The following is a 25701-nucleotide window of genomic DNA, read 5'->3' as shown; positions in this document are numbered from 1 at the left end:
TAAGTAAGAATATTTAATCACATCATTTAAGAGATAAATTACCTCAAGATATTTCTCATAAGTTCTGAAAGACTTGCTGTGAAAGGAATTGCAGACTGTCTACCAGATTTGTAATTTTTCAAATCTTTAAAAAACCATTTTACATCTTTAAATTCTGTGGAATTTACCTTTTCAATTTCTAAAATAAGATAGTTTTCTTGAGATGGTGAGGGATAACCTTTTCTAATTAAATCTTCTTTAGAAAACACTTTTGGACCATCACTAGTGATTTTCCATAAATCTCCCGAATACAAATCACCTGTAGTATGTAGAAGCAAATATTTAGCACTAACTGTGCCGGTATTTAAAACAATTGAACCTCTGCCGGAGCCTATTCTAAAATTATATAGTTGGTTTTTTGAAATCCAATTATATTGCTCTTTAGAACTATAAAACCCAACCAAAACGAAGGTTTCATCTGGAATTAAACCTCTGTTTAGGTTATATGTTTCAGGCAAAGCCTCTTTTAATTCATCACTAGAATTAGGTGGCTTTTTATAAATGTCAAATGTTCTAAAAGCTAGCTTTTCTCTTTGTGAAGCTCTATTGATAAAATGCTCAACGGTATCTAAAATAAAAGATTTTAATTCACCTATACCGCTATCCATTTTGGATGGACGCACTGGGAACGCTCCAAGACCCGGAATTATTTCGTGAAAACCTCTTCGTTCAATTGACATATCTCCAGGATATAAAACGTAGGCACCGCCAGTTCTTCTAATGGCATCTTTATAAGCATGCATTTTTAGAAGATCGGCATTTTTATAAACCCCTTTTCGGTTTTCGGTTTTTTCTAGTTTTAAATCTTTGTCTGAATCTTTTTCAAGAAAATCCGTAAAATTTGCAACCTTGTATTTAGCATCAAAATGGATATGAACAATTAGTTCTTGAATTTCTGCTTCTTCCTCCTTAATACCAAAAGGCCAAAAAGACAGCGTATAATCTGGACGCAAAGTTGTTGTCCAACTACCCGATTCTGGATAATTCTTTTTACCACTAAATGAACGATTATAGTTGAAACGGACATTCAATTTTCTCGTCCCTGAATTATATACCCCACTAAGCGCAGTAACTTTTCCCTGTTTTAAGGAAAGGTTCAGACCATCAGGGGTTTTTTTTATCAGGTTTGAAATATCCTTTGGTTCAATATCAAAAATAGACTGTATTAAATCTAATAATTTAAAAAAGAGCCAGTATTCATAGAGTGTTGCAATATCTTTTTTTCCTCCACTATATACATCGTCACCTCCCTTCCAGATAAGTTTAGCAGCTAAGTCAAACATTAGCCAAACTCGAAGAACTTCTCGGTATCCTTCTTTCCTTTGTAAAACAGGGCTATTCAATTTTAAGGTAGTTGGTCTAGAAATATCTTTGAATAAAGAATGATGAAGCTGTGATTCTAGTTCTCGAATGAGAACCAACGATTCTTTATCTAGTTTACTTTTCTTAGTAGCAAAACCATTGATAACGGTGCAAAATTTTAAAAATGTTTCTAACGCATGTTTTATAAAGCGATTTTCAGGCGTGTCAACAGAATCAATTTTACGAATCGATGTCATTCTTTCCGGAAGAGAACTTAGCCCATATTCTCGTAGGTAATGATGTTTTGGAAAATTAGCACGGTTTCCACTTTTTTGAAACTCTTTTATATTGGCATTAGTGAACCTTCTTGTTTTACGTATATCTTTACTTTCTGTGATTTCCGACCATTTTGTAACTGGTGCCAAAACTATGCGATGCACTGATTCAGCAAATTCATCTGTACCGATTACCGATTTAATAAATGCAAATTTTTGATATAGTGTTGTCTCACTATTTTTTGAGTAATCAATATCAAAAAAATGTGAAACAGGCGAATTGGCCTGAAGCAATAGTGCAGTACATTTTTCAGTTATAAGGGCCAACATATCCCGATAGTCGTCTCGATAGCCTGACTTAATAGATTGAACTTCAAGCTCTATAGTTGTTAAATGTTCCTCTTTATCTTTATGAACTATAGGTAGTGATAACGTTCCTACGAAAATATTTGGACACAATGTCCCAATATGTTTGTGCCTAGTATGAGGTTGTATAATGTTTTCAAAATTTGCATCGAACAAAAAATCACTATCGCTAAAAGTGTAGTCATAATAACAACCCTCTACTAGCTGAAACCGTGCCTCGTTATTTTCAATAGCACTTTCTTTTTTATCAAAAAGAGTGTCCGCCCTACGCGCATCAATAATGAGTTGGAGTTTTTCTTGAACAAAATCAAGATTAATTGTTATGCTATTTTTAGAACTCATGGATTAGGCTTCGGCAAAACTTGTAAACCCATTATCAATTGCACCCTTATACATTCGCTTTATTTTTTCTAATGATAAGGGATATAAAACCTTGTCATCCTCTAAATTGAAGTCTTCTTTTTCAAAAACATCTTTTTCGATTTTCACATTACCCTCGATACAGAATGAGCCAAGGGTTATTAAAACGGGGCAAAGTTTTCTGCGGGAACCGTGCAGTTTTGGCAATAGTTTTTGCATAATAGCAATATCTATTTTTTCATTAGTTGAAAAGGTATCGTCTATTATAGAAAGTTGACCAATTAACCTAAGAATTTCTGTGGCACTTCGGTAACCGAATTCTGCTCCAGTTTTTTTCAATTCACTAAAAAATTGGAGCAAAGTCTTATTGATGTTATCAATGTCTTTGGTTACAAAGGATTTATTAGCTGCCAAGTTTAGAAAGCTTTTAGCCATACCAGCACCTTTGGTGTCTAAAGCTTTCATATCAACTTTTTTGATGTTGTTAAGGAAGCCTTTCATTTCTTTAGCCGTAACCCTAAATTCAATGGTATTGGCCCTATCCAAAACCTTTGGGCTGAACATATTGGTAGTCTCATCAATATTTACGGTTCCTATAATAAATAAATTCGAAGGAATTTCAAGTACTGCTGGGGCACCAATTCTTTCAGAACCTTCGTCGTATAATAAAATTCCTTCTTTTGACTCCATTACACTTAAGAAGTCGGCAAAATAGCGCTCAACATGACTCAAGTTCATTTCATCCAGAATCAAAAAATAGGGTAATTCAGGATGATTCTTAGCCTGTACTATTAAATCTAAGGCGTTATTATCTGGCAAAACATATTCTTCAGGATTAAGCGCATTCGGATAACCTAGTAAAGGCTCTCTATTGGTCCAATCTGCTCCTACGGGTATAATACTATATTGGCTTTCATCTTGACAAACCCATTGCGCAAAGGCTTGGGATAATTTAGTTTTTCCGGAGCCAGAAAGACCAGTAAGTATTACAAATGGTTTTGTTACTAGAGAAGCAATAAATCTTGTAATTAATTTATCACTATATGTTAAACCTGCGCCTTTACAGCCCTCTTTAAATTCTGATTTTATTGAAGACATAGGTTTCGAAGTTTGAAACTTTTTATTTTTTCTAATGGAGCTTTCTTTAAATTTATTTGAAAGGAAGTTTATAAAGTTTTTCTCTCCTAAAAATGATTTATAAAGACCATTTCCGTTATCAGGAAATCCAACCAAATCATTTAGCTCATCATGTCGTTTTAGTAAATCTTCATTATTTTTTTTTAGATGAGATCTGGATGCACTCCATATGTTAAAATCATTATATTTTCCAGATTTTATTTTATGAATTGAATTTATTGTTGAAATTACATCTTGATAATTATCAGGCCCAATCATTTGAAGTTTGTTCTTAAAGAACATTTTATCAAGAACTTTAAGATTGTTCTCAAAATTATCTTTTTCAATTAATTTGTTAATGGAATTGGCCGCTTTTATATCACCTAATCTTAATTTTGAAATATATTCTGTAATCACTTTATAATTATCCATCAAACTCACTTTGCTTATTTATATTCTTTACCGTTCATCAAATTTTGATATTTCTTGGTACTCTTATAATTCAAACGTTATTTTAATTTATATGCTCATTATAAAAAACCGATGAATCCAATTTTCACTTTTTTAATAAAAATCAGAAAAAAGATATTAGCTTAAGGGAGAATAGGGTTTTTCATACTTGTTTTCCCTTCTGAAGATTTCCCTGTTTTATGGCAAAATTTCTCAGGGAAAGTATCATTTGCATATTCCTTCCAAATTTTCCATGCTTTTTTTGACATTGGTTGTTTTGGGTTAAAAGGTATTTTCTCACCCGTTCTTATACAATAGCCATATTTAGAAGGATTGTCAACCAACTTTTTTGAAGAATTTTTAGTTTTAAATATATCTGTCAGCGAATCTATTTCTGTTTCTGAACCAATAAATTTTTTTGTTAATCCTAAATTTTTGTTTTCAAACATTGGTGTTCGAAGAAACTTTAAGGGACTTTGTTCTAAAACATTGTTAAAATATTGAAAAGCGTCTTCATCTATTGAATTCCCGATTCCTAGAAGTGATTGAGCAAAATCACCAATCAATGTAGATGTTTCTGTAAGTATGCCAAATTCTATATTGTTATTTTGAGAATAATCATATAGATTCATGGAGCTAAGTAAGGCATGCTCTTGGTTTGCATAATACTTAGCATGCAATCTTTCATTATATCTAATTTCAATATTAGGAAATGTTTTTAGATAATTGAATTCTTCTTCCCCTAAGCTTTTGTATTCTTTACCCTCATTTTTGCCAAAAACAATCTGAATTTTTAAGTTGTAATCTTCTTTCCTTAAATTAAGTATATCTTTAAATCTTGGGTGTAGTTTTATAAACGGGGAGATTAGAATTAAATTTTTTTCTGCATTTTCAAAAATATCTTCTAAAACACTATTTAATTTAGTTCCCTGAAAGAATTCTGCCATTGGTATTATAAGTTTTGTTAGGAAGGTTATTAATCTAACCACCAAATTAATCAATCCATCTGTAAAAAGCAGGGAAACCAGCCATGCACCCCCCTTTTTTAACCTTTGAAAAATACCATTATTTTTAAACAATACGTTACGGAAAGCCGTAACGTTTTCCAGGAAAAGATGCTTAAAGACTAATTAATGTTTTCTTAGGGGATAAATTTCACCTTACGGCCGTATTATTAGGCTAGGGTAGTGCAAAAAAACCAGTAACTTTGGCGATCAAAAAAAAGAGGCCTTAGCGCCCTATGAAAGACTATTGAGAGAAAATTACATTTTTAGCGTAAAAACACGAGTACGTACCCATGGCAAAAATTGAAATTAAAGGTTCCCCCGAAGAGTTGGAAAGAGTAGCTACGTTCTTGGCCAACAACAATGTAAAATTTAACGTGGTCAAGGATTATGGCAACCACTCCCTGGAAGATATTGACAAGTATGCCCTGCTTATGAGCAAATATGCATAGATTATTTTGTAACTTTCTTGTTTACACATTTAACGTATGAAAGGGCTACAGGAAATAAAAACAGCTATTGACCACTATGTGGAAACGAACAACAAGACGGCATTGGAGGTGGTTGCCGCACTTGAAAAACACTATTTTAACAAGGCGGTAACGGCAGAGATAAAACTGTACAAGAAGAAAAAGAAAAAGGTAGCACAGATCACCAAGGACCTTAAAATAAGTCACCGTCGTTTTTACAGGATTCTAGAAGAAAAAAAGGTGGAGTTTACCAAGTATAACAAGTCCAAGGAAGACGCTGGTGAATAGTAAAGGCGTACTGTATCACTATGCATTGCAACCCCAGAAAAGAAGGTTTAGAACCAAATGCTACGTATTCCGTGGTAGTGTAATTAAAATAATATGAGGAAGATAACATCTATAATAGGTATGGGTATTGCATTGGTTGAAATTGGCTACAGTTTTTATACCATGAACGATACAGGGAGGTTTTTTGGTTTTGAACTGAATATTTGGGTCTTCCGCTTAATTTGGGCGGCCCTCTTTGGCATCATGTTAAACAGCTACCTTAAAGCACGAAAAACAGTTTAAATAGCTCATTATTTGAACAATATTGATGGTAGTGTAATTATTTTAGGTACAAAAAGGGGAATAAGGTACTATGTTGAGTTTTGTGGTTTTTAAACCTCCAGTGCGAATTACCTTCCATAATGTACAGAAACTGTAAAGGCTGAAATATATTTTCCCAGTAATTTTCCCCGAACTTTCCGACCAAGACCGTATATGAAAAAGCGAAAATTCAAGATCAGTGATATCATATTTGCGGTGTTCATTGTTCTACTGCTAATACCCCAGACCAGAACACCTATTCAAGTGGCCGTAAACAAGCTAAAGGTCGTCATTTGGTCGCCCAGTATTGAGGACCAAGAGGATCAGCAACAGATTGCGGCGTTTGACTATGCCGTTACGGATCTGCAAGGAGCATCCCAACACATTCCGGTTGCTCGGGACAAAGTGGTTTTTTTGAGTTATTGGGCCACTTGGTGTCCGCCCTGTATTGCAGAACTGCCCGGCATTCAAGAATTGTACAAGGACTATGGGGACAAGATAACGTTTGTATTGCTGACCCAGGAGGAACCAGCTAAGGTGTTAAACTTTGTAGCCAGAAAGGAATACCAACTTCCCATTTATTTTCCGCAAATGCAGGCCCCGGAAATACTTAACGAAAACAGTTTGCCCACTAATTATGTCATAGATGCCCAAGGAAGGATCATGGTTAAGGAAACAGGTGCGGCTGATTGGAACAGTACAAAAATACGTTCCCTGTTAGATGAATTGATCGCAGAACCTATGAAATAGTTTGTATAGCATCGGGCATTGAAAATAGGTACAAAAAAAGCCGGAAACATAGTTCCCGGCCTCTTCCACATTTCCCAATCAAAGAAACATCAATCATTCTTTTTCACGAAGTACGGTTCCATCGGCATTAAAAATCACATCCTTTTCATTCATCCACCCTTTTTGTAATTCAACTTCATAGGTGGTACTACCGTTTTCCGTGGTCTTTTCGACCTCATCGACCTTAAAACCGGAATAGGAATCCGTAATGGTGTTGCGTATGGCCTGTGGTAAATCTGCTTCGCTAAGTTCTTGTTCCGTTTTTGTGGTGTTACCATCTGGGGCATACCAAATTTCATGCTCTTGGGCATTCATTTCAAATTCAACCTTATAGGTATTATCTTCCATTTCCCACTCCACATCACTGGCGGCAGGGTAACGTTGTTCAAAATTGTTCTTTAAGTTTACCGGCACCGTATTGGGATCCATATCTTGGGCAGTACCAATTAAGATTCCCAAAGTGGCCAAGGCTCCTGTAAGTATATATTTATTTTTCATCGTGTTATGTTTTTTTAAGTTCACTACAAATAAAAGGGACAATTCTAGAAGGAATTGGGAATGGGATCTTATTGATGTTAACGGCGGTAACTTCCCTCCCCTTTTTATTCCCATTTCTTTCTAGAATGTTGCTATATTGTTGTAAGAAACCATAGCTCATGAAGATTCTGATTATAGAGGATGAACCGCAAATGTTGGAGAATATGCGCCAAACCTTAGAGCGCCAAGAGTATATTGTAGAAACGGCAACGGACTATTTGGCGGCAAACGATAAGATCGGGGCCTATGATTATGATTGTATTTTGTTGGATATTACCCTGCCCGGGGGTAACGGCCTGGAGCTGTTAAAAGAGATCAAGGCCATGGGTAAGGAAGATGGCGTAATCATTGTATCTGCCAAGGATTCATTGGATGACCGTATAAAGGGGTTAAACCTAGGTGCGGACGATTATTTGCCCAAACCTTTTCATATGGCAGAACTGCATGCACGGGTAAAGGCCATTGTGCGTAGGCGTAATTTTGAGGGCAACAACCAAATAGACATTGGCAATGTAAGCATAGACCCTGAAAGCAGAAGCGTAATCATTGATGGTAAGGAAGTGGTTTTCAACAGAAAGGAGTTTGATGTGCTAACCTATATGATTTCCAATAAGACCCGTTTGGTCACCAAGACCGCCTTGGCAGAACATGTATGGGGCGATCATATTGATCAGGCCGATAGTTTTGATTTTATTTATTCCCAAATTAAGAATGTGCGCAAAAAATTGGCAGATGCCAAAGCAAGCATAGAAATAGAGGCGGTTTATGGGGTAGGCTATAAATTGCAGACCATTTAAGGAAACACAAGGTGCCAAGTCCTCTCCGTTATATGTATTTTTAGTTTTAAATCGATGTATGAAACTACTTAACCATACCACAAAATATTTTGCCATATTACTGATCGTACTCATATCGGTCTGGGCGGTGATATTCTATGTGGCCATGATCGATGAGGTCTATGACAGTTTGGACGACGGATTGGAAAACCAAAAAGAAATTATCATACAAGCCGTTAATGATAACCCTGAGTTATTGAACGATACTGAATTTGGGGTCAATAATTATACCATTAAAAAGACGCAAGTCCATAAGGAAACCAAGTTCAAGGACAGCTATAGAGATACCTTGATGTACATGCAAAACGAGGAAGATTATGAACCCGTGCGTATTCTTGAAAGCGTTTTTGAACAGGATGGTTCCCATTATAAACTAAAGTTGATTACCTCCATGGTAGAGGAAGATGACCAAATACAAAATCTCTTCATCTATTTGGTGGGCCTTTACCTGGCATTGATCTTAAGCATTTTGGTCTTGAACAATTTTGTGATGAAAAGGATATGGAAACCTTTTTATAAATTGATCGGCAGGCTAAAAACGTTCCGTATTGAAAAAGACGACCCCATTACCTCTGAACCCACCAACATAGACGAGTTTAACTTGCTTAATTTAAGCGTAGAGCGATTGACAGAAAAATCTAGGGACAGTTATCTTGCCCAAAAAGAGTTTATAGAAAATGCGGCCCATGAACTACAGACCCCTTTGGCCATAGCCATTAACAAATTGGAGCTGTTATTGGAAAAGAACGGGTTGACCATAGCACAATCTCAAGAAGTGGGGAGCGTTTTGGATAACCTTACGCGACTTACCCGTTTAAACAAATCCTTACTGCTGCTCTCCAAAATTGATAACAAGCAGTATATAGAAGAAGAACGGATAGATTTCAGTGCCTTGATGCAAACCCTGGTACAGGATTTTACTGATTTTGCCACCCATAAGGACATTGATCTTAAGGTAGATGCCCATCAAAAACTGACCTATGCCATGAACCCGGACCTGGCCGTGGTGCTCATGACCAATCTAATTAAAAATGCCATTGTACATGGGCAAGGTGGAAAACCCATACATATTGAGATTGTGGAGAACCAAATCCGTATTCAGAACTATGGGGAGAATTCCGCATTGCAGTCCGGCGGACTCTTTGAACGCTTTCGTAAAGCTTCTGCAGATAGTCGCTCTACAGGATTGGGTCTTTCCATTGCCAAGGCCATTGCAGATAAGTATGATGTTGCGTTGACCTATTCCTTTACGGACAGGCATGAGTTTACGCTTACCTTTCCTTAAGCGTTAAGGTTCTCCTAAAGTTGTTAAACACAAGCAAATTCCTGTTTCTTTCCAGTTTTGGAGCTTATTTTTATAAGTGCTTTCAAAAAGGAATTGAGGATATGATATTATTTTGAGCGAAAAAACAAAGGTTTGGGCAAATTTGTTCAACTAATATAAGATTAGCATCCGGTTCATATTCCTTTTGGATTGCCGGTTAATAACCCTTTAAAAGTATGGGAACAATGAAAACAAATACGAACACTTTCAGCATGGCAAGAATAAAATTCTGGACCGTGGCGGCATTGATCATCAGTATAGGGTTTCTATTTATGAACTTTAGGGACTGGTTACCGTATGATAGTGCCAAAAAAGTAACATATGAAATTGCAGGGCGTTGGGAGCTGCCAATTGAATTGCGTGAAGTTTCTGGAATTGCGTGGTTAAGGGATAATACCATAGCCGCTGTTCAAGATGAGGACGGAATTATTTTTCTATACGATCTTCAACGGCAAAAGGTAACCCAAGAAATTAAATTTGGCCATGCCGGTGATTATGAAGGATTGGCCGTACATGATAAGGATGCCTATGTGTTGGAAAGTAACGGAACCATAACGATCGTTAAGAATTTTCAAGACCATGATAGAACCGTTACTTCTTTTGATACCGGTTTTGATATTGAAAATAATATGGAAAGTTTGGAGTATGATGCCCAAAACAACCGCTTGCTTATTATTCCAAAGGATAAGGATGCAGCTACGGATAAGGTAAAAAGTATATATGCCTTTTCTTTAAGGACGAATACCCTTGACCCAAAGCCTATTTATACGATTGATATGGGCGATGAGGTGTTAAAGAATTTTAGGGAAAAAAAACTGTACAAAACCTTTAGGCCTTCTGATATGGCCATACATCCACAAACCGGGGAAATGTATGTGTTGGAAGGCTCCAAGCCTAAATTATTGATTTTGGACAAGCAGGGTACCGCACAACACGCCTATAAATTTGATAAACAAATATTTCCACAACCAGAAGGAATTACCTTTGATCCCGATGGAACACTTTATATTGCGAGTGAAGGTAAAAAGGACGGAATAGGTACCATCACCGAATTAAAATTATTACCCTAACGATGTCAGACGATTCCCCTAGCAAAAAGAGCAGGTTGCCCCTCTATAGTTCCATTGCTCTGTTGGTGGCAATTATAGCCGCCTATTTTTTGGTTCCTTCCGTACAGGAGTTTTTAGATGAAGCTTGGCGGGTACTTACCAGTGACGATGAGGAACAGATCAAGAATTGGGTTGCCGGCTTTGGTTGGTTTGGGCCCATTGTATTGGTCTTGGCCATGATCGTGCAAATGTTCCTTTTGGTAATCCCATCCATTCTGCTCATGGTGGTATCCATATTGGCCTATGGTCCTATTTGGGGGAGTGTCATTATTTTTGCTTCGGTATTTGCGGCGTCATCCGTAGGATATTTTATAGGGAATTATTTTGGGGACAGTATCGTAACCAAGATTATTGGCAAAAAATCTGAGGATAAGGTGGAATCTTTTTTAGAGGACTACGGATTTTGGGCCGTTATCATTACCCGTTTTAATCCGTTTTTGTCCAATGACGCCATTAGCTTTGTGGGCGGACTGTTGCATATGGGCTATTGGAAATTTATAGGTGCAACCATGGTGGGGATAGCTCCCTTAACCCTGTTCATTGCCATATTCGGCAAAAGTACAGATGACCTTAAAATGGGTTTGCTATGGGGGTCTCTGATCAGTTTATTAGCCTTTGGCGGATATGTTTGGTATGATAAGCGACATAAAAACAAAACGTAATCTGCGTGTATTATAGTTTATTAAGAATATAGTCGGTCATTTTGTTTTTGTGCTCTAATGCTTTTTCCGCAAAGCTGAACAAGCTTAGGCAGCGGTCCAGATTTTGGTTTTCATAGGTTACTTTATAATATATATTGTTGTTCAGATAATCGGTCAATGCGCGTAAGCCATGTAAAAAGGGCATAAAAACCGCTCCAAGCGCTAAACTTTCCTTTTCCGCCTTGGTCAACAAATGTGGTTGGGTTGCCAGTCCGTCTATAAATGCGGTGAACAAATTTTCATTGAAAACGATGTTGTCATGTTCTTTCTCATCTTCTGGAGCGGTATTGACCACCGTTCTTATAGCATCACCAAAGTCATAATAAAAATAGCCTTTCATTATGGTATCCAGGTCAATGAGGCACAGCGCCTTGTCCGAAGTTTTTGAAAATAGAATGTTGTTCAATTTGGTGTCGTTATGACAGATACGCACAGGTAACTCCTGGTCGTTGAGATGATTTAGCTCCTTTAATAAAATAGTTGCTTGCTGAATGGCATATTTGGCTATAGCCACTTTGCCGGGTTCAGCGGCATCAAGGGCTTGTTTAAACGCTTTGGTCCTATGGTCAAGGTTGTGGAATTTAGGTAAGGTGTCCTTGAACAAATTTTTGGGGACAGGGGCCAATAGGCTGTGAAATTTTCCTATGATGCGCCCCGCTTCAAAAGCAATGGTGGTATGGGTGGTAGTGTTATAGGTGGTACTATTGGGGATAAAGGTCATCATCCGCCAAAAAGCACCATTATGTTTAATATAATTTTCCCCGTTATTATTGTTTATAAAAGTAATCGTTGCATAGTCCGGAGCAGATAAATGGGGCAGGGCAAGACCAATATTGCGCATGAGGACATCAACGTTCTTAAATACCTTTTCATTTATTTTCTGAAGGATGAATTGACGGTTTTCCACATCCGTTACTAAAAAGGTATCATTGATTAGTCCCGCGGTTAAAGGAGTGTACTGAAACTCGTCACCGGTAAGGTCAAAGGCTTTAAGAATAGAGGTAATTTGATGTTGGGTCATAGGTTGTGTGGTGCGTACATGATCAATAAAGAATCTATGATGTTAACCTGTAAATGGTGGTTATAGATACTGTTCTAGGTGGCTAGTCACTAAGTTTTGGGTAATTTTTTCCTTAAAGTTAAATCGTTTCGCTTCTTCTATCAACGCTTTTATCTCGCCCCTATACTTCGCATTTCCTACTATTACGGTGTTGTTTTCCTGGGCCTTATAGATTAAGATCATCACTTTGGAAAAGTAATAAAAAGCAGCATATTGGTCATCCATGGACATTAACGGCTTAACATGGTCGCCTATCTCACCGAACAACCTATATATCGTGGAGAATTTTTTTTCGTTTGCATGAATTCCAGCCTCTGCAGCCACAACGGAATAGTAAACAGAGAAATCATCGATATTTTCATAACTGCCTTTATCATAAAAATGTTGTTTTAACCCTCTTAACAGACTAAGGCCTCTTCTGGGATTCTCCGGGCCAACTTTGGAGGCTTCTGTAATAATGGTATAGGAATCATCGGGCATATTGTTTTGCGCCCAAAGAAAAGAGGTCGTAAAGAACATAAGGCTTAGAGAAAGCAACAGGACCAATTTTACTGTTCCGGGATTCTTGCGGTACAAAGTCATATACGTGGTGTTTGGTTGTGAAACACTAAAATAAGCAATTAGCATTACTGGGCAGTATTGAATCTTTTTAGTGCAGTACATCCAAAAAATATACTTTTTGCGAATTTTAACAGTTAGTAGCATAGTTAAAATAAAGTTTCCCCAAATATGAAGCATAACAAAACCTACTTGGCTACAGCCCTGTTCATGGGTATGGCCTTTTTTTCCCAAGCACAATGTGAAGTTTTTAAAAGTGAGATTTCCGATGTACAGAAGTATATGGTACAGTTTGGTAAATTGTCGGACTCCCTAAAGACTTCCGCGGAAATAGCAGCATTTGATGCGCGTTATGGCACCGCAAAAAACCATAGTAAAACGGTCATGTTGTTATTGGGTCAGGCGGTAACCGCTGCCGATGAAGCTGTAATATTGGCTTCTGACGCACAGTACGACTCGGAAAGTTGCGGTCTGGACGAGGCAATGAGCTACACGATCGATGCGGAAAGCCATGCAATAGATGCACGGGACTATGCCGCAGAGGCTTTTGAAAATGCCAAGAGTGCCGCAAAGGCCAATAATTTGGGCAACTTACAATTTCATATAAGAAAGGCACAGCGTTTAATGCGTGATGCACAAGAGGCTGCGGATGCTTCTGCGTATGCTGCGGAAATTGCGCATTATAGTTGTAGTCATGATAAAGACCATGCTAGTAAAGACAGGTAACGGCAACCGTTTCCTATTTTAGGAATGCTATTTTGCGGTGAGCACGCACAGCGATTTTTCCAAAATGGCGATGTCCAGGATATTGGTTGCCAATTCGTGGTGTTCCCCGTCTATTTGGGTATCAAAATAGGACTCGTGATTACGGGTAAGTTGTAGTTTGGTGGTCTGGAAACTGGTAGACTCCTTGAGCCAGTGCACTTTTCTGATAATAATCAAAAAACCTAGCCAAAGCATTTTTAAACGGTTGATTTTTTTAATGACCAAAACATCCAACTTACCATCCTGTAATGATGCTTTTGGGGTTAAACTTAGTTTGTAGCCCATTTCATTGGAGTTGGAAATAAGAATGATAAACGGATTGATCATGGGGTGTTCCCCATTTACCGTAATGGACAATGGTTGGTTCTTTTTAATATCCCTGAAAGTAGTTACACATGCACTAATATAACCAAGGATGGTCCTTTTTTCGGAAGACTCATAATTCTTGATCAAACTGGCATCAAAGCCAACTCCCGTATTGCTGAAAAAATAACGACCGTTTATGGTGCCTACATCCATGCATTCCTCATGCCTTTCGCGTATGATCGTGAGTGCCTTTCTACGATTTTTCGGAATCTTTAAATTAGAGGCCAATCCGTTGCCGGACCCCATGGGTAAAATACCTAAGGCAACGTTGGTGCCTATAAGGCAAGCGGCAACTTCATTGATCGTACCATCTCCTCCGCAGGCCACAATAATATCTGCCTGTTCCGCAATAGACTCCTGTGCCAATTGGGTAGCATGGGCCTTATATTCCGATATTTTGACCGTAAGGTCATGGACATTGGTAATGAAATAAGGCTGTAATTCCTCTTTCGTCAATGGAGCGTTACCATGACCGGCAATAGGGTTTACTATAAAATGAATACGGATCACCTAATACATTGTGTTTATTATTAAGCCCGACCGATAGACGGCTTGGCTTTCGCATAAAGCTATACAGTTAAACGATGTAAAAAAACAATACGTATACTTAAAACAGGTTTACATCAAAAATTTAACGCATTTTGACATTTGATTTCGTGGAAGATCATTACTCCTTTTTGTTGACCAATCCTTTGGTAAACTCGTTCAAGGTCTCCACTTTTTCTTCAAAATCACCTTTGATCGTTTTTCTGAATTCGTTGAGGTTCTTAACAAGGTCGTCTATATTTTCCGGGATAACATCTTCAAAAAATTGGCGCAATCTTTTGGCCGTTGTCGGAGATTTGCCATTGGTGGAAATAGCCACTTTTACATTGCCCTTGGTTACGATGCCACCCATATAAAAATCGCAAAACGGCGGATTGTCCGCTACGTTAACCAGTATTTGCCGTTCTCTACAATCATGATAAACCTGTTCGTTTACAGGCACATTGTCCGTTGTGGCAATGGCAATATGCTTCCCCTTCAAATAGGAAGGGTCGTAGGGCGCAACATGCATTTTAATATTAAACTCATTGGCCAAGGCAATGGTTTCTTCCCTGAACATGGGCGACACCATTTCCACTTGTGCATTAGGGCTGGATTTTAACAAAAAAGTCAATTTCTCCAAGGCCACATTACCACCGCCTACGATAAGGATGTGTAGGTTGGATACCTTTAAGAAAACCGGGTAAAGTTCATTGCGTTCCATGTGTAATATATTATTCCGTTTTGTAGTTTATGGTGACCCTTGTACCTTTTCCCGGCTCGGAATTGATAAAGAGTCGGCCATTGATATAGTCAATACGTTCTTTCATAAAGAAAAGGCCCATACCCCCTTCACTGTTATTTTTGGGCAATTGGCCAAGAATACTATCATCAAAGCCGTTACCATCATCATCGATAACAACGCTTAGAACGGGGTGGGTATAGTTCAAGGTAACCAAAATGTAATTGGCATCGGCATATTTTATGGCATTGTTGACCGCTTCTTGGGTTACCCTGTAAATATTGGTCTCTGCCAATGAATCAAACCGGATATTACTATCGGTCTTGTTCTTAAAGAGGATATTCTTACCCGTAAGCTTGGATAATTCGGCAGTCATTTTATGAAGGGCCGGAAATATGCCATGATCACTTAGCTCAGGGGGTGTAAGGTTAAATGTAGCCGTTCTTACCCCTTTAATAAGGTCTGATGCTAGTGCCTTTAAATATGCGATTTTCTCCCCTGTTTTTTCCTTGTTTTCCAAGTCTATGGATTCAATATTGAACTTTAGGGCAGTCAACATTTGTCCTATACCATCATGAATATCCTTGGCAATACGCTTGCGTTCCTCTTCTTGCCCTTCTACAATTTGGCTGGCCTGCGCTTTTTTCTGTTTTATGCGCTCCTCAAAGTTTTGCTTGGTCAGTTCGGCTACCTTTAACTGGTTTTCCTTACGTTCCGTAATATCCGAACATAAGATCAAAATGTCCTGCTCTAACGATGAGTGGTGCATGGGTACAATGGACATGTCTAACCATACCGTAGATCCGTTAACGGTACGCACCTGTAGCTCTTCTTTACGGATTATATTTTTTCGGTTTACCTTCAGCACCTCTTTAAGATAGGCTTGTTGGCCCTCATCTATGGTAAGAATCTCTGAAAATGGCTTGTTGAGGGTAGAGCGGGTATGGCCAAGCAATGCCAGGAATTTTTTACTGATGAACACTACGCTGCCATCTTTGCGTATACTTGCAAACAAGGCCGCATTGTCTATAACAAAATTAAGTTCTTGCAATTCCTTTAGCGAACGCTCCTTTTCATCATATAGGCTTTGAATTTTAGCAAGTTGATTTTTGGATTCTTCTTGGCTGCCAACAAGGTGCCCAATGGTCTTTTTAATCTGGATGGACAGCGGTCTAAAAATAAAATAGATTTCCAACAGCAGAATCAAGAGCGAAAAAGCAAGCAACCAATATTCCTTTTGTTTTAATTTCTGTAATTGCTCATTGCTTCTATAGTCGTATTCATTGACAATTTGATCCATTAAATTCAAAAAAGTCCGCTCATTGTGCAGTAAAATTTCCACATTGGATTTAAACAATTGGGTATTGTCCCCATGTAAATCGTATCGGTCTAGGATTTCTTGCAGGGCCTTTACCATTTTAGTATGGTGTGGATCTAGCTTGGAAAAAAGTTCCTGTACCTTTTCATCGTCCTCATAGGGTAGATTAAAGGATTTGTCACCTAAATGAAGTCCGGAATGTGAAGTTTTCCAAACGGTTAGGGTCTTGTCAATTTCGGCCAACAGCATTTGTTTGTCATCAATATCTGTAGCCCTGTTCAAAAGCAAGACCTCCTTGACCAGTTTTTGGCTAAAAGCACGTTGTCTACCGGCAACATTGATAACTTCAGAATCCCCGGATTGTGCCTTTAGGTGCAACTGAATTAATATTTGGGCGATTATAATTGTCAATGCAATTGCGGCAAAAGCCAAGAGGTACCATTTTCTTATGCGTAAAAATGTAGCAGTGTCTAATGGTATCTCGTGTCCTGCATTGGCCATAAAATTAAATTTAGTATTAGGCGCTCAAGGCCTTGGTAATCAAATTGGTGGAATATGATGATAAAGGCAGGGCCAATGCCGCCTCATGTCCCTTTGCGGACATTTTACGCCATGTTTTCTGAAGAATATCGATAGTTTTGTCCTCAGGATGTTTTAAGGCGAACGGTTCAAAATAATATTCCAGGAATACCAGGCATATTACATCTTCCAAACATTGGGTTTCCTCATTTTTCTTTAGTTGCTTTTTTTCCAGAAGAAACCGTACCTTATCTATGGTTTCTTGGTCATATCCCACTTCATGTAATAGGGTTGCCGCTTTATTGGCATGGAATTTTTTTAACTCTTGCCTCCATCTTAAATAACCTTCACGGTTCATTTCATAGGATTCTCTTGGAATTTCCCACCTGCAAATATGTTGGCAGCGGGCCGTTAGGCGCAACGCTTCAGATGCGTTAGGATTAAATTCATTTAAGCGTTTGGTCATCCTTTGGCCATAAAGTACTTCTTTTGGGTAAGTAGTGCCTTCAAAAACTTCTGTATTGGGATCTTGTTCATTGGCGGTGTCAAAAAGCTGAAAGGCAAGTTCTAATTTATTGGTGGTCGCCATACGTTTTGTGTTTCCTCAAAGCTATTCAGAAAAGCCAACATACACAAAGCCATTTTCGGTTTTTACCGGGTAGGTGGCAATAGCGTCCAAACTGCCGTTTAAATTCTCTCCGGTTTTCAAGGAGAACGTATTCTTGTGCAATGGACAAGCAACCTTTGGTTCCATATGCTCTTCTCCTATCATCCCTCTGGACAGGACCATTTCCATCTTATGGGGGCATAGGTTTTGACACGCATACCAAGAACCTTCACGGGTAAAATTAAAGACCGCTATCTGTTTGTCCTTGTATTTGATGCATGCGCCTCCATTTTTGGGAAATTTGGAAATAGGAGCAGCTTTGAACCAAACCTTTACTTCATTTGGGGAAACTGTTTCGTAAACATTAAGGTGAGCTATCATAATTTTATATGTTATTTAGGTCATTTTACCTTAGACCTATATTATACGTTAACCAAATACCAGCATTTTATACTTAGTACTTCATATTTTTAGCCTTGCATTATTTTATACCCATTCCTTAGGCATCTTCTGGTCTCTAAGTGCTACAAACTCTATAGTATTGTCCGTATCATCAGAATTGACAAAATGGGTGTATCGTTCCCTAATCTCAGGAGTTTCTACGGCTTCTTTCCATTCACACACGTAAGAATCTACCAGTGCTTGCATGGCCTCGTCCAACTCTTTGACAATACCTAATGAATCATTAATGACTACATTTTGCAAGTAGGTAATGCCACCTTCCAATTTTTCCAACCATGGAGCGGTCCTCTGTAGGGGTTGTGCCGTTTTTATATAGAACATGATAAAGCGATCTACGTATTTAATGGCAGTTTCCTTGTCTACTTTTTCAGCCAGTAGTAGGGCATGTTTTGGATTTGCACCACCATTACCGCCAACATACACGTTCCACCCCCCTTCAACGGCTATAAAGCCAAAATCTTTCCCCCGTGCCTCTGCACATTCGCGAATACATCCAGATACGCCACCTTTAAATTTATGTGGGGAGCGTATGCCCTTATATCTATTTTCTATCTCAATGGCAAAGCTTACACTTTCATCCATACCGTACCGGCACCATGTAGAGCCCACACAGCTTTTTACGGTACGTAACGATTTGCCGTATGCTTGTCCGGTTTCAAAACCTTCCTTTATAAGTTCTTCCCAGATCAAGGGCAGTTCGTACAATTGTGCCCCGAACATATCTATACGTTGCCCACCGGTAATTTTGGTATACAGGTCATATTTTTGGGCAATACGGCCTATAGCCATAAGTTGTTTAGGGGTTATTTCACCACCGGCGACCCTTGGTACTACGGAGTACGTACCATTTCTTTGAATATTGGCAAGAAACCGGTCATTGCTATCCTGAATGGACTCTTGCCTGTTGGCCGTTTCATTATATAGACTTGCAAAAATAGAGGCTACAGCAGGTTTACAGACCTCACAACCGTTACCGTTACCTACTTCGTCCAATAAGCGGTCATAATCCGTAATGCCTTTTAATTTGATAAGGTCATACAGTTCCTGTCTAGAATAATTGAAATGTTCACAGATGCGCTCTTTAACTGTTTTGCCCAAGGTTTTGAGGCTTTCCTTAATAAGGTCGGTTACCATAGGTTTGCATCCTCCGCAACCTGTAGTCGCTTTTGTGGCCTTGGCCACATCCTTTACGGATTCAAGTCCGTCTTCAAGTACCGATCTACATACCGCACCTTTCGTCACTGCCTCACAGGAACAGATTACGGCGGTATCGGGCAAATCCATTGCGCTTCCAAATGCAGAACCGCCCTCTCCCCTAGAGCCTACGATAAGTTCTTCCGCATTATCGGGAAGGGGCATGTTATTGAGGTACATTTGATGAAGTATACTGTAATCTTCGGCATCGCCCACCATAATACCGCCAAGTAGGGTTTTACCATCATGGCTAACGTTAATCCTTTTGTAAATACCTTTTGTTTTGTTTTCATAGATGATGGACAAGCCTTTATCTGCAGGCATGTAAGGAGTTCCAAAACTGGCTACATCCACACCAATAAGCTTTAATTTGGTAGACATATCTATTTCCTGTTTCATGACGACATCAGATGCCCGTAATATTTGATTTACCGCTACTTCTGCCATTTCATACCCAGGAGCTACCAATCCATATATCATTTGGTTGTACAGGGCCACTTCCCCAATAGCATAGATGTAGGGGTCAGAGGTCTGCATTTTATCATTAACGACGATACCGCCCCTAATCCCCAACTCTAGGTTACATGTTTTGGCCAACTCATCCCTTGGACGTATACCGGCCGAAATAACCAACATATCTACTTCCAGTGTGTCATCTTCACCAAAGTCCATACCTGTAATGGCGCCATTTCCAAGAATGCTATTGGTGGCTTTGCCCGTATGAATGGAAATACCCATAGATTCCAAGGTAAGTTGTAGCACATTACTACTTCTTGCATCTAACTGCCTAGGCATTAATTTTGGCGCAAATTCTACTACATGGGGTTCCAAGCCCATGTCCATGACCGCTTTACCGGCTTCCAGGCCTAATAACCCACCTCCTAGCACGGCCGCTTTGCCATTGGGTTTTCTTTGTTTTATTTCTTCTGCATAATCCAGCATGGCTTCCAAGTCCTCAATGGTCCTATATACAAAAACCCCTTTTTTTTCGACCCCTTTAATGGGCGGTACAAAGGGAGCGGAACCTGTAGCCAACACCAAGTAATCATAAGCAAATTCCTTATCGTTGGCGGTAGTTATGGTTTTTTTTGTTTTATGAATATCCGTAACCCTTTCGTTAATAATAAGCTCAATGCCATTTTGTGCATACCATTCCATAGGAGCCATTTCCAATGCTTTGGCATCCCTATTGCCAAAAAAAGCACTTAAATGAACGCGATCATAGGCGGCACGGGGTTCTTCCCCAAAAACAAGGACCTTAAACGCTTTGCCTTTAATACGGTCCGCGATTTTTTCACAGAATTTATATCCGACCATTCCATTACCCACAACAATTATAGTTTTCATAGGATTATAATTTAGCTACGTAACAATATTACGTATAAATACGTATAAATATATTAATTTTATCGAAATAATTACGTACTATTGTTAGTAAATTGATAATTATTAATACTTAAAACTAAGGGAATGGAGGTTGAAAAAGAAGCAAAAATAAGTTTGGTAGGTGCCGGACCGGGAGCAAAAGACTTGATAACATTAAGGGGAATGAAGGTTTTGAAATCAGCCGATGTAATTTTATACGATGCATTGGTAAGTAATGACCTGTTGCAAGAACTACGTAGTGATATCCCTAAAATATACATAGGTAAACGTTGTGGAAAACATTCCCACACCCAAGAAGAGATCAATGAACTTTTGGTGGCATATGCATTACAATATGGTCATGTTGTGCGTTTAAAAGGGGGAGATCCCTTTGTTTTTGGACGGGCAAATGAAGAAATAGCCTATGCGGAAGCATTTGGTATTTCTATTCATGTGGTACCCGGTATTTCAAGTTCGCTTGCGGTGCCTACCGGGCAAGGTATACCTATGACCAAAAGAGGTGTAAGTAGTAGCTTTTGGGTGATGACGGCTACAATGAAAGATGGTTCGTTTTCCCAAGATCTTGAATATGCTTCCCGGTCATCTACCACAATGGTCGTCTTAATGGGCATTAGGAAATTAGTTCAAATAGTAGATGAGGTCAATCAATACAGGGGGTCGTTAACGCCAATAGCAGTTATTCAAAATGGCACCCTGGGCAACGAGCAATGTATAGTGGCAACCTTGGGTACCATTAAGGATTATGTAGGCCGTATATCGATAGACAAGCCGGGTATTATTGTAATTGGGGATGTGGTAGCGGAACATCCAGCTTTTTTTGAGGAAGAGGTGCAACGGGTATTATATTCTGGGTATTAGGTTATTTTCCCTGAATTATCTTTTGTGTTTACAAGGATTTTTATGAAAAACATTGGCATGTATTAACAGAGCACAGGAAAATTGATATCACTATTGATAAAACCATAATATGTGCCTACGTGAATTTTGAAATACACAAAAGTACGTAGTATTTAGTAAAATTAACAAAAAACTACGTATAATTACGTATAAATAATTGTAGGTTTGCGTATAACGTAAAATTAGCATCTTATGGACAACAATTCTAACAAATCAACAACCATGGATTTATCCAATATAAAAAGTATGCCAATACGTACGTTTTGGATAACATCAATTGCATTTTTTATATGTTTTTTTGCTTGGTTTGGCATTGTACCTTTTATGCCAGACGTGGTCAGGGATTTGGGATTGACTCCAAATCAGAAATGGAATTCCATAATTCTGGCCGTATCGGGAACGGTATTTGCCAGATTGCTAATCGGAAAATTATGTGATAAGTATGGTCCAAGAATATGCTATACCTATTTATTGATTTTAGGGGCCATACCTGTAATACTTATTGGCTTTGTACAAACGCCAGCACAGTTTTTGATCTGTAGATTGTTTATAGGTTTTATAGGAGCATCCTTTGTAATCACTCAATTTCATACATCAATTATGTTTGCCTCTAATATTGTAGGCACGGCAAATGCTACTTCTGCAGGCTGGGGAAATCTTGGCGGAGGTGCCAACCGGTTGGGAATGCCTTTGATTGCTGCGGCCGTAGTTAGCTTTGGGGTTGCAGATGAGGTCGCTTGGCGTTATGCCATGGTCATCGCAGGAATCATTGCCATGGCTATGGGGGTCATATATTATTATTTTACCCAAGATACTCCCGAAGGGAATTTTAGTGAATTGAAAAAATTGGGCAAAATGCCTACCCTAAAGAAAGATGAGGAATCCTTTAAAAATGTGTTGAAGGATTACAGGGTCTGGATTCTTTTTATTGTATATGCAGCATCTTTTGGTATGGAACTGACCGTCTACGGTACTATGGACGATTATTTGCAGAATACATTTGGCCTCACTAGAAGTATGGCAGGTAATTTGGTTTTATCATTTGCCTTGATGAATATTTTTGCTCGTACTCTAGGAGGCTTTTTTGGCGACCGATTTGGCCGACTAAAAGGGTTACGGGGCAGGGTTGTTTTTTTGACCATAATACTAGCATTGGAAGGACTTATGTTATCCATTTTTTCATTGACCACCAGTTTTACTATGGGTATCATCTTTCTTATAGCCTTTAGCCTCTCCGTTCAAATGGCAGAAGGGGCAACGTTTTCAGTAGTACCGTTTATCAACAAAAAGGCCATTGGCTCTATATCCGGAATTGTTGGTGCGGGTGGAAATGTAGGAGCCTTTCTTGCAGCGTTATTGTTAAAATCAAAATCTGCCATGGCAGAAACAAAAGCATTGGCCTCAAGCACAGGTCTTGGAGAAGAAGCCATGCGCGCAGCCCAAGCCGCTGCGGCATCCAATGCGGTTTCCAGCGGATATTTCATGATCGGGGGCTTTGTTGTTGTAGCCGCATTGGCTAGCCTGGCCATAAAATTTTCAACCATAGATGAAAAAAGCGTACAGACAGAGACGGCCACTTCAGCATCTGCCCCCTACAAATTTTTGGGCACTAAGGTTTAAAAGGATACGTCATGCATTTACCTGTTCACCACATACATAATAAAAGAAGTAGCCCTATAGCGGGTAACTTGTGTACAAGATGCACAAATACTAATTGTCTTGTACAGAAACATGTATCTAATCCGGCAATAAGTGAGCTGATAAAATCGCGAAAAGAGATAAAATGTAAAAAAGGTCAACAGTTTATAATGGAAGGCGCTTCAGTAACCGGTCTGTTTTTTCTTTTGAACGGCAAGGTAAAAGTAGTAAGAACGGGTTTGTTGGGCAGGGAACAGATTGTTCGTTTTGCCACACCGGGAGAAATTATAGGGCACCGCGGTTTTGGTACTGAAGAGACATATCCAATAAGCGCCATGGCATTGGTAGATAGTTCTTTGTGTTATTTTTCTAAAGACTTATTGCAAGAGATATTGAAGATTAGTCCGGAGCTTACCTATGATCTTATGTTGTTTTATGCCAATGAGCTTAATAGAAGTGAGATAAGGGTAAAATCGCTCTCACAGATGACCGTAAGGGAGCGGGTCATAGATACCTTATTATATATCAACAGAAAGTTTGGTCAAAACAATGGGTATACCGCTATAGTATTAAGTAGGAGGGAATATGCCAATTATGCCGGAACTACGGAAGAGCAGGTTATTAGAACCTTGTCCGCCCTTAAGAAAGAAGGGTTGGTGGCCACTAAAGGAAAAAGAATCGGCTTATTCGACATTCCTATGCTACAAAATGAAATTTCTGAGCACAACTTCTATTTGGATAGTTAGTACTACGTATTAATTTTTAGTCCATCACATTTCCTAAGTAATTATTCTTAATTCCAAATCAAGACACATAAATCGTTATAAATTAATGATTTGTAATAATAACCTGTGAATTATCAGTTTTGTTCATGGTTATTTGCCATGCAAAAGTATGGTGTAAAAAGAGGTTCAAACCTAAGTAATCCCATAGGCTACAATTAGCGATACGTATATATTTGTCATGTATAAGTATAAATACGTAGAATTAAATTTTTGTACACTATGAGGAACATTGTAAAAAGAGCATCATTACTGGCAAGTGCGGCATTAGTGCTAATGGCTTGCGGAGGGAAGGAAGCAAAGAAGAATGCTGTAGAAGCCAAGGAAGTTTCACCAGTATCAAAGACCAAAATGCTGGATATTGAAAAACCACAATTGACCTTTGGATTTATAAAATTGACAGACATGGCACCTTTGGCCATTGCCAAGGAAAAAGGGTTTTTTGAGGATGAAGGATTATTTGTATCGGTAGAGGCGCAGTCCAACTGGAAAAATGTATTGGACCGTGTCATAGATGGTCAGTTAGATGGTTCCCATATGTTGGCAGGGCAACCTATTGCTGCCGGTGCTGGTTTTGGGAGACAGGCGGAGTTGGTAACACCATTTTCAATGGACCTGAACGGAAACGGCATTACGGTATCCAATGATGTCTGGTCCAAAATGAAACCAAATGTTCCTGCGGATAATGAAGGAAAGCCTATTCATCCTATTAAGGCAGATGCACTCAAACCCGTTATTGCCGAATATAAAAATAGTGGTAAACCCTTTAAAATGGGTATGGTATTCCCGGTTTCTACCCATAACTATGAAATCCGTTATTGGTTGGCTGCAGCAGGCATTCACCCAGGTATGTATACCGCGGACAATGTCCAGGGACAAATAGATGCAGAGGTATTGCTATCCGTTACACCACCGCCACAAATGCCCGCAACCTTAGAGTCTGGAACCATTTATGGATACTGTGTAGGCGAACCTTGGAACCAGCAAGCGGTCTTTAAAGGTATAGGGGTGCCGGTTACTACCAATTATGATATCTGGAAGAACAATCCTGAAAAGGTATTTGTAATGACCAAGCAATTTGTTGAGCAAAACCCCAATACCGCCATTGCGGTTACCAAAGCATTGATCAGGGCGGGAAAATGGTTAGATGAACCTTCTAATAGGGCAGAAGCGGTAAAAATCCTTGCTATGTCGCAATATGTGGGTGCACCGGAAGAGGTTCTTGCGAATTCAATGACCGGTACATTTGAATTTGAAAAAGGAGATAAAAGGGAAATGCCGGATTTCAATGTATTCTATAAATACAATGCCACATATCCTTTCTATTCAGATGGTATTTGGTTCTTGACACAAATGCGTAGATGGGGTCAAATTCCGGAAACCAAACCAGCAGATTGGTACGGTGAAACCATCAAGGACATCTATCGTCCGGATATATGGAAAAAAGCGGCGGATTTATTGGTTGCGGAAGGGCAAATACCGGCTAGCGATATCCCTAACACCGATGGGTATAAGCCTGCTACAACAGATTTTATAGATGGCACATCTTACGATGCAAAAGACCCAATAGGGTATATCAATAGTTTTTCCATTGGTAACAAAGATTAAAAGCACAC

Annotated in this window: 25 protein-coding genes; 13 read left to right on the top strand and 12 right to left on the bottom strand. The window is 38.9% G+C overall.

The features are described 5' to 3' along the window. Nucleotides 1–38: 38 nt before the first annotated feature. The 3 genes from JM81_RS11530 to JM81_RS11520 all read right to left on the bottom strand — a co-directional run bounded on the left by JM81_RS11530 (nt 39) and on the right by JM81_RS11520 (nt 4855). A complete protein-coding gene (locus tag JM81_RS11530) occupies nt 39–2324 on the bottom strand; it encodes a DUF2357 domain-containing protein (protein WP_144803565.1) in 2286 nt (761 codons plus the stop codon). Between the two features lie 3 nt (nt 2325–2327). Continuing rightward, the gene (locus tag JM81_RS11525) at nt 2328–3890 is read right to left on the bottom strand and encodes an McrB family protein (RefSeq protein ID WP_144803562.1); all 1563 of its coding nucleotides are present in this window, start codon (nt 3888–3890) and stop codon (nt 2328–2330) included. Nucleotides 3891–4051: 161 nt separating this feature from the next. Continuing rightward, nucleotides 4052–4855 (bottom strand): phospholipase D family protein, encoded by an 804-nt coding sequence (locus tag JM81_RS11520; protein ID WP_144803560.1) that lies wholly within the window; start codon nt 4853–4855, stop codon nt 4052–4054. Nucleotides 4856–5205: 350 nt separating this feature from the next. Here JM81_RS11520 and JM81_RS18435 point away from each other — a divergent pair, with 350 nt between their 5' ends. From JM81_RS18435 to JM81_RS11505, 4 genes are all read left to right on the top strand, one after another. After that, on the top strand, nt 5206–5364 hold the full coding sequence (locus tag JM81_RS18435; RefSeq protein ID WP_186435567.1) for a hypothetical protein: 159 nt from the start codon (nt 5206–5208) through the stop codon (nt 5362–5364). A 36-nt stretch (nt 5365–5400) separates the two neighbouring features. Further along, complete coding sequence (locus JM81_RS11515) at nt 5401–5670, top strand: hypothetical protein (RefSeq protein WP_144803557.1); 270 nt, start codon at nt 5401–5403, stop codon at nt 5668–5670. A gap of 93 nt (nt 5671–5763) precedes the next feature. Then, nucleotides 5764–5952 carry a hypothetical protein gene (locus tag JM81_RS11510; RefSeq protein WP_144803555.1) on the top strand — a complete coding sequence of 63 codons (189 nt, stop codon included), beginning with the start codon at nt 5764–5766 and terminating at the stop codon, nt 5950–5952. A gap of 192 nt (nt 5953–6144) precedes the next feature. Next, complete coding sequence (locus tag JM81_RS11505) at nt 6145–6720, top strand: TlpA family protein disulfide reductase (RefSeq protein WP_144803552.1); 576 nt, start codon at nt 6145–6147, stop codon at nt 6718–6720. Between the two features lie 93 nt (nt 6721–6813). Here the strand turns inward: JM81_RS11505 and JM81_RS11500 are convergent, their stop codons facing one another. Continuing rightward, nucleotides 6814–7257 (bottom strand): PepSY-like domain-containing protein, encoded by a 444-nt coding sequence (locus JM81_RS11500; RefSeq protein ID WP_186435566.1) that lies wholly within the window; start codon nt 7255–7257, stop codon nt 6814–6816. A 158-nt stretch (nt 7258–7415) separates the two neighbouring features. Between JM81_RS11500 and JM81_RS11495 the strand changes: the two genes are divergently transcribed. The 4 genes from JM81_RS11495 (at nt 7416) to JM81_RS11480 (ending at nt 11227) form a co-directional block, all read left to right on the top strand. Next, on the top strand, nt 7416–8093 hold the full coding sequence (locus JM81_RS11495; RefSeq protein WP_144803548.1) for a response regulator transcription factor: 678 nt from the start codon (nt 7416–7418) through the stop codon (nt 8091–8093). Nucleotides 8094–8151: 58 nt separating this feature from the next. Continuing rightward, nucleotides 8152–9417, top strand: coding sequence for a sensor histidine kinase (locus JM81_RS11490; RefSeq protein WP_144803545.1), 1266 nt, complete (start codon nt 8152–8154; stop codon nt 9415–9417). A gap of 224 nt (nt 9418–9641) precedes the next feature. Continuing rightward, on the top strand, nt 9642–10526 hold the full coding sequence (locus JM81_RS11485; RefSeq protein ID WP_186435565.1) for an SdiA-regulated domain-containing protein: 885 nt from the start codon (nt 9642–9644) through the stop codon (nt 10524–10526). A gap of 2 nt (nt 10527–10528) precedes the next feature. Continuing rightward, nucleotides 10529–11227 (top strand): TVP38/TMEM64 family protein, encoded by a 699-nt coding sequence (locus JM81_RS11480; protein ID WP_144803539.1) that lies wholly within the window; start codon nt 10529–10531, stop codon nt 11225–11227. Between the two features lie 10 nt (nt 11228–11237). Here the strand turns inward: JM81_RS11480 and JM81_RS11475 are convergent, their stop codons facing one another. Further along, entirely contained in the window at nt 11238–12287 is a 1050-nt protein-coding gene (locus tag JM81_RS11475; RefSeq protein ID WP_144803536.1) for a phosphotransferase enzyme family protein, read from the bottom strand. 60 nt (nt 12288–12347) lie between these two features. Then, complete coding sequence (locus JM81_RS11470) at nt 12348–12908, bottom strand: hypothetical protein (protein WP_144803534.1); 561 nt, start codon at nt 12906–12908, stop codon at nt 12348–12350. Between the two features lie 147 nt (nt 12909–13055). Here JM81_RS11470 and JM81_RS11465 point away from each other — a divergent pair, with 147 nt between their 5' ends. Further along, the gene (locus JM81_RS11465; RefSeq protein WP_144803531.1) at nt 13056–13610 is read left to right on the top strand and encodes a hypothetical protein; all 555 of its coding nucleotides are present in this window, start codon (nt 13056–13058) and stop codon (nt 13608–13610) included. A gap of 27 nt (nt 13611–13637) precedes the next feature. Here the strand turns inward: JM81_RS11465 and JM81_RS11460 are convergent, their stop codons facing one another. The 6 genes from JM81_RS11460 to nirB all read right to left on the bottom strand — a co-directional run bounded on the left by JM81_RS11460 (nt 13638) and on the right by nirB (nt 20729). Further along, nucleotides 13638–14525 carry a diacylglycerol/lipid kinase family protein gene (locus tag JM81_RS11460; RefSeq protein WP_144803529.1) on the bottom strand — a complete coding sequence of 296 codons (888 nt, stop codon included), beginning with the start codon at nt 14523–14525 and terminating at the stop codon, nt 13638–13640. Nucleotides 14526–14682: 157 nt separating this feature from the next. Continuing rightward, nucleotides 14683–15264, bottom strand: a complete 582-nt coding sequence (locus tag JM81_RS11455; protein WP_144803526.1) for a bifunctional precorrin-2 dehydrogenase/sirohydrochlorin ferrochelatase — start codon at nt 15262–15264, stop codon at nt 14683–14685. A 10-nt stretch (nt 15265–15274) separates the two neighbouring features. Next, on the bottom strand, nt 15275–17101 hold the full coding sequence (locus JM81_RS11450) for an ATP-binding protein (protein WP_144803524.1): 1827 nt from the start codon (nt 17099–17101) through the stop codon (nt 15275–15277). Nucleotides 17102–17117: 16 nt separating this feature from the next. Further along, complete coding sequence (locus tag JM81_RS11445) at nt 17118–17708, bottom strand: DUF4202 domain-containing protein (protein ID WP_089261158.1); 591 nt, start codon at nt 17706–17708, stop codon at nt 17118–17120. Nucleotides 17709–17729: 21 nt separating this feature from the next. Continuing rightward, on the bottom strand, nt 17730–18107 hold the full coding sequence (gene nirD, locus JM81_RS11440; RefSeq protein WP_089261157.1) for a nitrite reductase small subunit NirD: 378 nt from the start codon (nt 18105–18107) through the stop codon (nt 17730–17732). A gap of 105 nt (nt 18108–18212) precedes the next feature. Continuing rightward, the gene (nirB, locus tag JM81_RS11435) at nt 18213–20729 is read right to left on the bottom strand and encodes a nitrite reductase large subunit NirB (RefSeq protein ID WP_144803521.1); all 2517 of its coding nucleotides are present in this window, start codon (nt 20727–20729) and stop codon (nt 18213–18215) included. Nucleotides 20730–20852: 123 nt separating this feature from the next. On the opposite strand from nirB, the gene cobA reads away from it, so the two are divergent. The 4 genes from cobA to JM81_RS11415 all read left to right on the top strand — a co-directional run bounded on the left by cobA (nt 20853) and on the right by JM81_RS11415 (nt 25693). Beyond that, nucleotides 20853–21626 (top strand): uroporphyrinogen-III C-methyltransferase, encoded by a 774-nt coding sequence (gene cobA / locus JM81_RS11430; RefSeq protein WP_144803518.1) that lies wholly within the window; start codon nt 20853–20855, stop codon nt 21624–21626. Nucleotides 21627–21857: 231 nt separating this feature from the next. Continuing rightward, complete coding sequence (locus JM81_RS11425) at nt 21858–23285, top strand: MFS transporter (RefSeq protein WP_144803516.1); 1428 nt, start codon at nt 21858–21860, stop codon at nt 23283–23285. A gap of 11 nt (nt 23286–23296) precedes the next feature. Beyond that, nucleotides 23297–24049: a Crp/Fnr family transcriptional regulator gene (locus JM81_RS11420; protein WP_144803515.1), complete on the top strand. Its 753-nt coding sequence runs from the start codon at nt 23297–23299 to the stop codon at nt 24047–24049. 258 nt (nt 24050–24307) lie between these two features. Continuing rightward, entirely contained in the window at nt 24308–25693 is a 1386-nt protein-coding gene (locus tag JM81_RS11415) for a CmpA/NrtA family ABC transporter substrate-binding protein (protein WP_144803513.1), read from the top strand. Nucleotides 25694–25701 lie beyond the last annotated feature (8 nt).

The sequence above is a fragment of the Maribacter sp. MAR_2009_72 genome (assembly GCF_007827235.1).
In the GTDB taxonomy this organism is placed as follows: domain Bacteria; phylum Bacteroidota; class Bacteroidia; order Flavobacteriales; family Flavobacteriaceae; genus Maribacter; species Maribacter sedimenticola.
This window is presented reverse-complemented; position numbering and strand designations above follow the sequence as displayed.